The organism is Bacillus sp. AFS041924, from assembly GCF_002577195.1.
Lineage (GTDB): Bacteria > Bacillota > Bacilli > Bacillales > Bacillaceae_G > Gottfriedia.
The window spans coordinates 1-10,163 of sequence record NZ_NULG01000039.1 but is presented as its reverse complement, the minus strand read 5'-3'; the positions used below and the strand labels follow the sequence as shown (position 1 = coordinate 10,163).

Genomic DNA, 10,163 nt, shown 5'->3' with positions numbered 1-10,163 from the left:
CAACATTCTTTTTTAACAGAACCTAAAAGAAAGGAGAATTTATGGGAAAGAAAATTCGACTTATTCATTTACATCACTTTTTATTTGAAAACTATCAAACAATCAGAAAAATTCTTCAATATGATCCGCATTTAGAAAATCTCTATCAATATTCACCTTCCACTTTTCAAAATATTTTTCAAATGACATTAAAAGCCGCAGAAAAATTATATGATCAACTACATTCAACTTCCATTCTTGATATTTTAAAAGAAAACTATAAAAAAAATATTATAATTATTACAATTTATGATGAACTTTATCCAGATTTATTAAAAGAAATTTGTGATCCTCCGTTTGTCTTATATTTAAAAGGTAATCAAACTATACTTAAGAAGCAATTTTTGATTAGTATAATTGGAGCTAGAGAACCTTCTTTATTTGCGAAAATTATTTGTGATTCTCTCATAATCGATTTAATGAAAGAAGATTGTGTTATTGTGAGTGGAATGGCAACTGGATGCGATTCGATTGCACATAAATCAGCAATATTCCATAGAGGAAAAACGATTGCAGTTGTTGGATGTGGGTTAGACTATATTTACCCGAAACAAAATCGTAACTTATTTAATGAAATCTCTATAAATCATCTAGTCATTAGTGAATATCCATATTATATAAAACCAGAAAAAAGATATTTTCCTAGAAGAAATAGAATTATTGCGGGATTATCAAAAGGCCTAATTGTTTTAGAGGCTAAAGAGAAAAGTGGGACAATGATTACGGCAAATTTTGCAATACAATATAATAGAGAGGTATTTGCAGTGCCAGGTCCGATTATAATGGAAGAATATAAGGGAAATCATCGATTAATTCAGGATGGAGCGAAGTTAATTACAAATACAAATGATATTTTAGAGGAATTTAAGGAATATACTAAAAAATAAAAAAATAAGTTTATATTACAAAAAATTGACAATACTAATGCGACTTGTGTTATTTTATATCTAAATAAAATTTGACTAATGTATAGAATAAACTATACAATTTGAAATTGTATGAAGGAAAATCAAAAATATAAATTGAACTCTTCTTATTATGAATCTATTTGAGAATACATAAGAATAAATAATGAAACAAGGAATACAGAGAGTAATGAATAGAAACTCTCAGGAGGCTTAAAAGATGGCAGAAAATTTAGTGATAGTGGAGTCCCCTTCGAAGGCTAAAACAATCGAAAAGTACTTAGGTAAAAAATTTAAAGTAATCGCGTCAATGGGGCATGTGCGAGATTTACCTAAAAGTCAGATGGGGATTGAAATAGAAAACGATTACAACCCAAAATACATAACAATCCGTGGAAAAGGTCCAGTTTTAAAGGATTTAAGAACAGCTGCGAAAAAAGCAAAAAAATCTATCTAGCAGCCGATCCAGATCGCGAAGGAGAAGCAATAGCTTGGCATATTGCAAATACACTAAATATCGATACATCTTCGGATTGTCGTGTAGTATTTAATGAAATTACAAAAGATGCTATAAAAGAATCTTTTAAAAAACCTAGACCAATTAATATGAATTTAGTAGATGCTCAGCAAGCAAGACGAGTACTAGATCGATTAGTAGGCTATAACATAAGTCCATTATTATGGAAGAAAGTAAAAAAGGGATTAAGTGCTGGTCGAGTTCAATCCGTTGCGCTTAGACTGATTATTGAACGAGAAAAAGAAATTGAAGTTTTCCAACCTGAAGAATATTGGACAATTAAGAGTAAAGGAATTACAAAGAAAGAAGTATTTGATACATTCTTTTACGGTGTTAATGGTAAAAAAGTAGAATTGAATTCAGAAGCTGAAGTGAAAAATATTTNNATCACAAATTAAAGGTGATAAATTTGAAGTTCAAAGCGTTACAAGAAAAGAACGTAAACGTAATCCAGCAACTGCTTTTACTACTTCCTTACTACAACAGGAAGCAGCTAGAAAATTAAATATGCGTGCAAAGAAAACAATGATGATTGCACAGCAATTATATGAAGGAATTTCACTTGGTAGTGGCGGTCAAGTCGGATTAATCACCTATATGAGAACTGACTCAACAAGAATATCCGATGTTGCAGCTGAAGAAGCAAAATCATATATAGTTGATACTTATGGTGCTGATTTTATTGCTACTAATAAAAAAAGTGAAAAAAAATCTGACAAGGTTCAGGATGCGCATGAGGCGATTAGACCGACTTCAACATTGCGAACACCTGATACGATCAAAGCACATGTTAGCCGTGATCAATATCGACTATATAAATTAATTTGGGAACGTTTTGTAGCTAGTCAGATGGCATCTGCAATACTAGATACAGTTAAGGTTGATTTAATTAATAATGATGTAATTTTTAGAGCAAATGGATCGGTCGTTAAATTCCCAGGATTTATGAAAGTTTATATTGAAAGTAATGATGATGGTACAGAAGAAAAAGACCGTCTTCTTCCACCTTTAGCTGAAGGTGAAAAAGTTAAACTGGAAGATATATTGCCTGAACAGCATTTTACTCAGCCACCACCACGTTATACTGAAGCTAGATTAGTCAAATCGCTTGAAGAGTTAGGGATTGGTCGACCATCAACTTACGTACCAACTCTAGAAACTATTCAAAAGCGTGGATATGTTTCATTAGATAATAAACGATTTGTACCAACTGAACTAGGTCAAATAGTTTTTGAATTAGTCGTTGAATTTTTCCCAGAAGTCATTAATATTGAATTTACAGTTCAAATGGAAGGTGACCTAGATAAAATTGAAGAAGGTAATGTGAACTGGATTCAAATTATCGATCAATTTTATAAGGGATTTGAAAAGCACTTAGAAATAGCAGAAAAAGAAATGCAAAAAGTCGAAATCAGAGATGAACCTGCTGGTGAAGACTGTGAACAATGTGGAAGTCCTATGGTATTTAAAATGGGCCGATACGGAAAGTTCATGGCATGTTCAAACTTCCCAGATTGTCGAAATACAAAAGCGATCGTTAAAGATATTGGGGTTAAATGTCCTACATGTAAAGATGGAAATATTATTGAACGTAAATCGAAAAAGAATCGAATTTTCTATGGATGCACGAATTATCCTGAATGTGAATTCTTATCATGGGATAAGCCAATTTCGAGACCTTGTCCGAAATGTGAAAACTTATTAGTTGAAAAGAAAATGAAAAAAGGAATTCAAGTTCAATGTGTATCTTGTGACTACAAAGAGGATCAACAAGTGTGAGCAATTAAATTGCTCACTTTTACTTTTCATATCAGCTTTAGATTAAGAAATCTTTAAGAAAAAAAATATAAAATAATATTACGTATGTTAATTGAATCAGCGTAGAAGGAGTTATCAATGAAGGAACAATTTATTAATGTAATAGGAGCAGGTTTAGCAGGAAGCGAGGCTGCTTATCAAATTGCCAAAAGAGGAATTAAAGTACATTTATACGAAATGAGACCGGTAAGGCAAACGCCAGCTCATCATACTGACAAGTTTGCTGAGTTAGTTTGTAGTAATTCACTAAGAGCGAATACATTAACAAACGCTGTAGGTGTTTTAAAAGAAGAAATGAGAAGATTAGATTCGGTGATCATTCGTTCTGCTGATGAGTGTGCAGTTCCTGCGGGTGGTGCACTAGCTGTAGACCGTCATGAATTTGCTAGTCGTGTAACTGAGTACGTCAAAAACCATCCTAACGTAATTGTACATAACGAGGAAATGACAAAAATTCCTGAGGGACCAACTGTAATCGCAACCGGACCTTTAACTTCACCAGAGTTATCACAGCAATTAAAAGAATTGACAGGAGAAGATTATTTTTATTTTTACGATGCAGCAGCTCCGATTGTAGAAAAAGATAGTATCGATTTAAACAAAGTATATTTAAAATCTAGATACGATAAAGGTGAAGCAGCTTATTTAAATTGTCCAATGACTGAAGAGGAATTTGATCGTTTCTATGAAGCTTTAACAAATGCAGAAACGGTACCTTTAAAAGAATTTGAAAAAGAAATTTTCTTTGAAGGATGTATGCCAGTTGAAGTAATGGCTAAACGAGGAAAACAGACGTTATTATTCGGTCCAATGAAACCAGTAGGATTAGAAGATCCGAAGACTGGAAAGACGCCATATGCTGTTGTACAGCTACGTCAGGATGATAGTGCGGGTACTTTATATAATATAGTAGGCTTTCAAACTCATTTAAAATGGGGGCCTCAAAAAGAAGTAATGCAATTAATACCAGGTCTTGAGAATGCTGAAATTGTACGCTATGGTGTAATGCATCGAAATACGTTTATTAATTCACCTAAACTTTTAGAGCCAACATATCGATTTAAAGGTCGTCAAGATTTATTCTTTGCAGGTCAAATGACTGGAGTAGAAGGCTATGTAGAATCTGCAGCATCAGGTTTAGTTGCCGGAATAAATGCAGCTAGACTTGTAATGGAAAAAGATTTAGTCGTATTCCCAGCAGAAACTGCAATTGGAAGTATGGCTAATTATATTACGACAACAAGCGAAAAACACTTCCAACCTATGAATGCAAACTTTGGTCTTTTCCCTAGACTAGATGTCAAAATTAAAAGAAAACAAGAACGATATGAAGCATATGGAAACCGTGCTTTAGAATCAATTATGAATTTTGTAGAATGTTAAGAAAATAAATTGCAAATAGCTACTTAATATGTTAGTATGTAGTGGCTTGTGAGGAGAAATTACCTTGAATATTAAAATATTGTGTCAATTATTCATTCAGTATTTACAATTAGAGAAAAACTCTTCACAATACACATTAAATAGTTATAAAAAAATTGTTGAACAATTTCTAGTTTTTATGGAACAACAATCCATTATTTCATTTTCTTCAGTTACTTATTCTGATGTTCGTCTCTATTTAACAACTTTGCATGACAAACAGCTATCAAGACGTACAGTCTCAAAACATATTTCTTGTTTAAGAAGTTTCTATCGTTTTCTTATGAGAGAAAACGAAGCAAAAGAGAATCCTTTTGTATTAGCGTCACTTCCTAAAAAAGAAACTATGATACCTAGATTTTTATACAAGGAAGAACTTGAAAAACTATTTAAGATTAGCGATCTAGATACGGAACTTGGACAAAGAAATCAAGCCCTTTTAGAATTGCTATATGCTACCGGAATCCGAGTAAGCGAATGCTGTAATTTGAAATTAAAAGATATAGATTTTCAAATTGGGACTATTTTAGTAACAGGCAAAGGGAATAAACAGCGGTATATTCCCTTTGGTAGTTATGCAGAAAAAGCACTTCATACATATATAGAAGATGGCCGAAATAGACTGATAGTAGCTAACAAGCAAATGAATGATGATCTTTTTTTGAATCACCGTGGTACAAGGCTAACGCCAAGGGGAGTCCGTGGTATTTTAGAAAAAATGATCAAAGATACTTCGTTGACGAATAAAATCTATCCCCATATGTTAAGGCACACATTTGCGACGCATATGCTTGATAACGGTGCTGATATTCGAAGTGTTCAAGAATTACTTGGGCATGAGAATTTATCATCTACTCAAATTTATACACATGTTACGAAGGAAAGATTACAAAAGGTATACAATTTACATCATCCTAGAGCGTAAAATCGCTCAATTTTAGAAATTAATCGACATTTCTAAGGAGGATTCAAATGTCCAATTTTCATGCTACAACGATTTTCGCAATCAGGCATAATGGAAAAAGTGCCATGGCAGGTGATGGCCAAGTAACGTTTGGTAATGCGGTAGTAATGAAGCATACTGCAAGAAAAGTTAGAAGGCTTTTTAATGGAAAAGTTTTAGCTGGTTTTGCAGGTTCTGTTGCAGATGCATTTACTTTATTCGAACTTTTTGAGGGCAAGTTAGTTGAGTATAATGGGAATATTCAGCGAGCTGCTGTTGAATTAGCAAAAAAATGGAGAACAGATCGAGTATTACATAAACTTGAAGCATTGCTAATCGTAATGGATCATAATTCATTATTATTAATTTCTGGTACTGGTGAAGTAATTGAACCTGACGATGGAATTCTTGCAATAGGTTCTGGAGGGAATTACGCTCTTGCAGCAGGCCGTGCATTAAAAGAAAACGCAGGTGACAATCTTTCAGCAAAACAAATTGCATATGCAAGTTTAAAGACTGCAAGTGATATTTGTGTGTATACGAACGGAAATATAATTTTAGAAGAATTAGAATAGGAGAGTGTATTATGAGTACTTCTTTCACGCCTCGTCAAATTGTTGAAAAACTTGATCAATACATTGTTGGACAGCAACAAGCGAAAAAAGCAGTAGCAATTGCACTCAGAAATCGATATCGTAGAAGTTTACTTGAAGAATCATTCCGTGAAGAAATTTCACCAAAAAATATATTAATGATTGGTCCAACAGGTGTTGGTAAAACTGAGATTGCTAGAAGGATGGCAAAACTAGTCGGTGCGCCATTCATTAAAGTTGAAGCTACTAAATTTACTGAAGTTGGTTATGTTGGTAGGGACGTTGAATCAATGGTTCGTGACCTTGTCCAAACTTCCATTCGAATTGTAAAAGAAGAGCGTTTGAATAAGGTGAAAGATCAAGCAGAAAAAAACGCTAATCAAAGATTAGTAAAACTTCTTGTACCAAGTAAGGTAAAACAAGCAACATTTAAAAATCCACTTGAGATGCTTTTTAATCAAGATTCACAAAACTCGAATGCTGAGCAAGAAGAGAATGATACAGAATTAACAGCTAATAGAAGAAATATAGAATTTCAACTATTATCTGGAAAACTAGAAGAAGATCTTGTATCTATTGAAGTAGAGCAACAACAAGCTCCGATGCTAGATTTTATGCAAGGAACTGGAATGGAACAAATGGGAATGAACTTTCAGGAGTCTTTAGGTAGTTTATTTCCAAAGAAAACTAAAAAAAGAAAGCTTCCTGTTAAAGAAGCTCGTAAGATTTTAACAAATGAAGAAGCTCAGAAATTGATCGATATGGATGAAGTAACTCAAGAGGCAGTATTTAGGGCTGAGCAATTAGGTATTATTTTCATTGATGAAATTGATAAGATTGCAAGTAAGCAAAACTCTACCCAAGATGTTTCTAGGGAAGGGGTACAAAGAGATATCTTACCAATCGTTGAAGGTAGTACTGTTGTTACAAAATATGGACCAGTAAAAACGGATCATATTCTTTTTATTGCAGCGGGTGCATTTCATATTTCAAAGCCTTCTGATTTAATACCTGAATTACAAGGTCGCTTCCCAATTCGTGTAGAGTTAGGAAAATTATCTGTTGATGACTTTGTTCGAATTTTAGTGGAACCTGATTTTTCAATTATTAAACAATATAAAGCTTTATTGTCTACAGAAGGTATACAAATCGAATTTTCTGACGATGCTATACGTAGAATAGCTGAAATAGCATTTGATGTTAATCAGACTACGGACAATATAGGTGCAAGAAGATTGCATACCATTATGGAAAAACTTCTTGAAGACCTTTCGTTTGAAGCTTCTGAGATCCAAATGGGTACAATCATGATTACACCACAATATGTAAATGAAAAACTCGCAAATATTGCAAAAGATAAAGACATAAGTCAATTCATTTTATGATTTAGCCAGAGAACGCTCGTGAATCTAAGAGCAGTTAAGAGGAAACGTACAATTAAATAGGAGGCATTTAGAAAGATGCAATTATTAGAAAAAACAAGAAAGATTAATAAGTTATTACAACAATCTGCAGGGAAGCCAGTAAACTTTAAAGAAATGGCTGATACATTAGAAGAAGTAATTGAATCTAACGTATTTATTTTAAGTCGTAAAGGGAAATTATTAGGCTATGGTCTACACCAAAAAATCGAAAATGAACGTATGCAAAAAATGTTCAGCGATCGCCAATTCCCTGAAGAATATACTCAAAACTTATTTAATATTAATGAAACATCTTCAAATATCGATATTAACAGTGAATACACTGCATTCCCAGTAGAGAATAAAGATTTATTTTCTGGTGGATTAACAACGATTGTACCAATTATCGGTGGTGGTGAGCGTTTAGGAACTTTAGTTCTAGCTCGTATTAACCAAGATTTTGAAAATGATGATCTAATTCTAGCAGAGTATGGCGCTACAGTAGTAGGGATGGAAATTCTACGTGAAAAAGCTGAAGAAATTGAAGAAGAAGCTAGAAGCAAAGCAGTTGTACAAATGGCTATTTCATCTCTTTCTTATAGCGAATTAGAAGCAATTGAGCATATTTTTGAAGAATTAAAAGGATACGAAGGTTTATTAGTTGCAAGTAAAATTGCAGACCGTGTTGGAATTACAAGATCTGTTATCGTAAATGCACTTCGTAAATTAGAAAGTGCTGGCGTTATCGAGTCTAGATCCCTTGGTATGAAAGGTACTTATATTAAAGTACTAAATGATAAATTCTTATTAGAATTAGAAAAATTAAAATCTAACTAATCAATTAAAAACTTCATAAGAAGAAAATAAAAGATTAAATTGAAACCTTTTCTCGATGAATAGTCGGGGAAAGGTTTTTTATTTTATCTTACTTACTATTTGAAAACGAAGATATGATTAGATCTTTAAATATACTTTCTAGATATTGTATAAACATTGTATACAGGCAAAATGAAAAGTATGGTCATTATTTTAAAAAATTTAAAAAACGTTCTATTTTAAAGAAAGTATTTTAAATGCTATATAAAACTTTCACATTATTTTAAAGAATGAGTAGTTAAATTAGAGTATTTTAATAATATAATTTTTTAAAGGAGTAGAAAAGTGACTAAATGAGGTTTTGTCGAAAACATTCTTTGAAATTGCTTCATAAAGTTAATTTATGTAGTCAATTGCTCAGTGACGTGGTAATTGAGCATGCAGACTAATGTTGGACCGTATAAGGTCGAGCATTTATTACTAGATTCATATAGAAGCATGTCGTGATGTAGAATCGACAAATTTACTTAGAAAGCAGATATTCTGATTAAATACATAGATAGAGCCATTATAAAAACAATTATTATGTAATAAAACTTTTATAGAATACAAAATATCAATTTTACTAATAAAATGATGATTTATTATTCAATTTTCACCAGAAAACTCACTTAACAAGTTAAGATGCAAATATTAATCAAGTTATAAACATAATATGGTAATTCGCTGAGGTGAAAGACGTGTTGCAAGTACAAAAGAATGTTTCAAAAAGCTATTGGAAAATGTGGATAGAAGATCGCGATCGCCATGCTGGAAATGAGTTAATTCGGAACTATATGCCTTTAGTTCATTTTCAAGTAAATCGCATAGCACAGAGATTACCTTCAAATGTCTGTAGAGACGAGTTACGAAGTTTTGCTATGATGGGCCTATACGATGCATTAGAGAAATTCGATCCGAAAAGGGATTTAAAGTTTGAAACATATGCTTCAATAAGAATAAGTGGTAATATTCTGGATGGCCTTCGTAAGGAAGACTGGTTACCTAGAACAATTAGAGATAAAGCAAAAAAAATCGATTGTGCGATTGAAAAGTTAGAAACAACTCTTCATCGAAAAGCAACCCCAGAAGAAATTGCCCAGTATACTGGTTATTCCCCGAAAGAAGTTGTAAATGTCATTAATGATGTGTTTTTCTCTAATATGCTTTCAGTCGATGAACAAATCAAAGATGATGGTGAAGGGCAAGTAAATTTTATCCAAAAAATAAGAGATAACGTAACATTATCACCAGAAGAAATGATGTTAAAGGATGAACAAATTAACCTGCTTGCAAAGACGATTGTGACTGAATTAAATGAAAAAGAGCAATTAGTTATAAGCTTGTTTTATCATGAAGATTTAACGTTCACTGAAATTGGGACAATCATAAACTTATCGACATCTAGAGTTTCTCAAATCCACGCTAAGGCTATTTTTAAACTAAGGGATCTTTTAAATGAAATCTAAAACATTAATCATGCTGTTTAATTTATTAAATTAAGTATTTTCTTATAATATTTTATAGCTGTAATATTGATTTATTATTATTTAAATATAATGAGGTTTTGTCATTTAAGGAAAGGATATTTGAAATAGGATTTGAGTGTATACATTTTATGTAGAGAAAGTTGATTGGAACGAAAGGATGCTCGACTCCTATGGGAAA

7 protein-coding genes and 1 pseudogene are annotated in these 10,163 nt (G+C 32.4%); all 8 read left to right on the top strand.

Annotated features, from left to right (window positions below):
- Positions 1-41 precede the first annotated feature (41 nt).
- The 8 genes and pseudogenes from dprA to COC46_RS12515 all read left to right on the top strand — a co-directional run bounded on the left by dprA (position 42) and on the right by COC46_RS12515 (position 9,964).
- Complete coding sequence (dprA, locus tag COC46_RS12550) at positions 42-926, top strand: DNA-processing protein DprA (RefSeq protein WP_098810057.1); 885 nt, start codon at positions 42-44, stop codon at positions 924-926.
- 238 nt (positions 927-1,164) lie between these two features.
- A pseudogene (gene topA / locus COC46_RS12545) lies at positions 1,165-3,240 on the top strand (type I DNA topoisomerase).
- 117 nt (positions 3,241-3,357) lie between these two features.
- On the top strand, positions 3,358-4,662 hold the full coding sequence (gene trmFO / locus COC46_RS12540; RefSeq protein ID WP_098810056.1) for an FADH(2)-oxidizing methylenetetrahydrofolate--tRNA-(uracil(54)-C(5))-methyltransferase TrmFO: 1,305 nt from the start codon (positions 3,358-3,360) through the stop codon (positions 4,660-4,662).
- 64 nt (positions 4,663-4,726) lie between these two features.
- Positions 4,727-5,626 carry a tyrosine recombinase XerC gene (gene xerC / locus COC46_RS12535; RefSeq protein WP_098810055.1) on the top strand — a complete coding sequence of 300 codons (900 nt, stop codon included), beginning with the start codon at positions 4,727-4,729 and terminating at the stop codon, positions 5,624-5,626.
- Between the two features lie 47 nt (positions 5,627-5,673).
- The gene (hslV, locus tag COC46_RS12530; RefSeq protein WP_098810054.1) at positions 5,674-6,219 is read left to right on the top strand and encodes an ATP-dependent protease subunit HslV; all 546 of its coding nucleotides are present in this window, start codon (positions 5,674-5,676) and stop codon (positions 6,217-6,219) included.
- 11 nt (positions 6,220-6,230) lie between these two features.
- Positions 6,231-7,622: an ATP-dependent protease ATPase subunit HslU gene (gene hslU, locus COC46_RS12525; RefSeq protein ID WP_098810053.1), complete on the top strand. Its 1,392-nt coding sequence runs from the start codon at positions 6,231-6,233 to the stop codon at positions 7,620-7,622.
- Between the two features lie 75 nt (positions 7,623-7,697).
- Positions 7,698-8,477 (top strand): GTP-sensing pleiotropic transcriptional regulator CodY, encoded by a 780-nt coding sequence (gene codY, locus COC46_RS12520; RefSeq protein WP_098810052.1) that lies wholly within the window; start codon positions 7,698-7,700, stop codon positions 8,475-8,477.
- Between the two features lie 722 nt (positions 8,478-9,199).
- A complete protein-coding gene (locus COC46_RS12515; protein WP_255294893.1) occupies positions 9,200-9,964 on the top strand; it encodes a FliA/WhiG family RNA polymerase sigma factor in 765 nt (254 codons plus the stop codon).
- The last annotated feature ends 199 nt before the right edge of the window (positions 9,965-10,163 follow it).

What these genes read in the sequence shown, in the direction of transcription:
- dprA (WP_098810057.1), top strand. Translation starts at nt 42, where the DNA reads ATGGGAAAGAAAATTCGACTTATTCATTTACATCACTTTTTATTTGAA.
- trmFO (WP_098810056.1), top strand. Translation starts at nt 3,358, where the DNA reads ATGAAGGAACAATTTATTAATGTAATAGGAGCAGGTTTAGCAGGAAGC.
- hslV (WP_098810054.1), top strand. Translation starts at nt 5,674, where the DNA reads ATGTCCAATTTTCATGCTACAACGATTTTCGCAATCAGGCATAATGGA.
- hslU (WP_098810053.1), top strand. Translation starts at nt 6,231, where the DNA reads ATGAGTACTTCTTTCACGCCTCGTCAAATTGTTGAAAAACTTGATCAA.
- codY (WP_098810052.1), top strand. Translation starts at nt 7,698, where the DNA reads ATGCAATTATTAGAAAAAACAAGAAAGATTAATAAGTTATTACAACAA.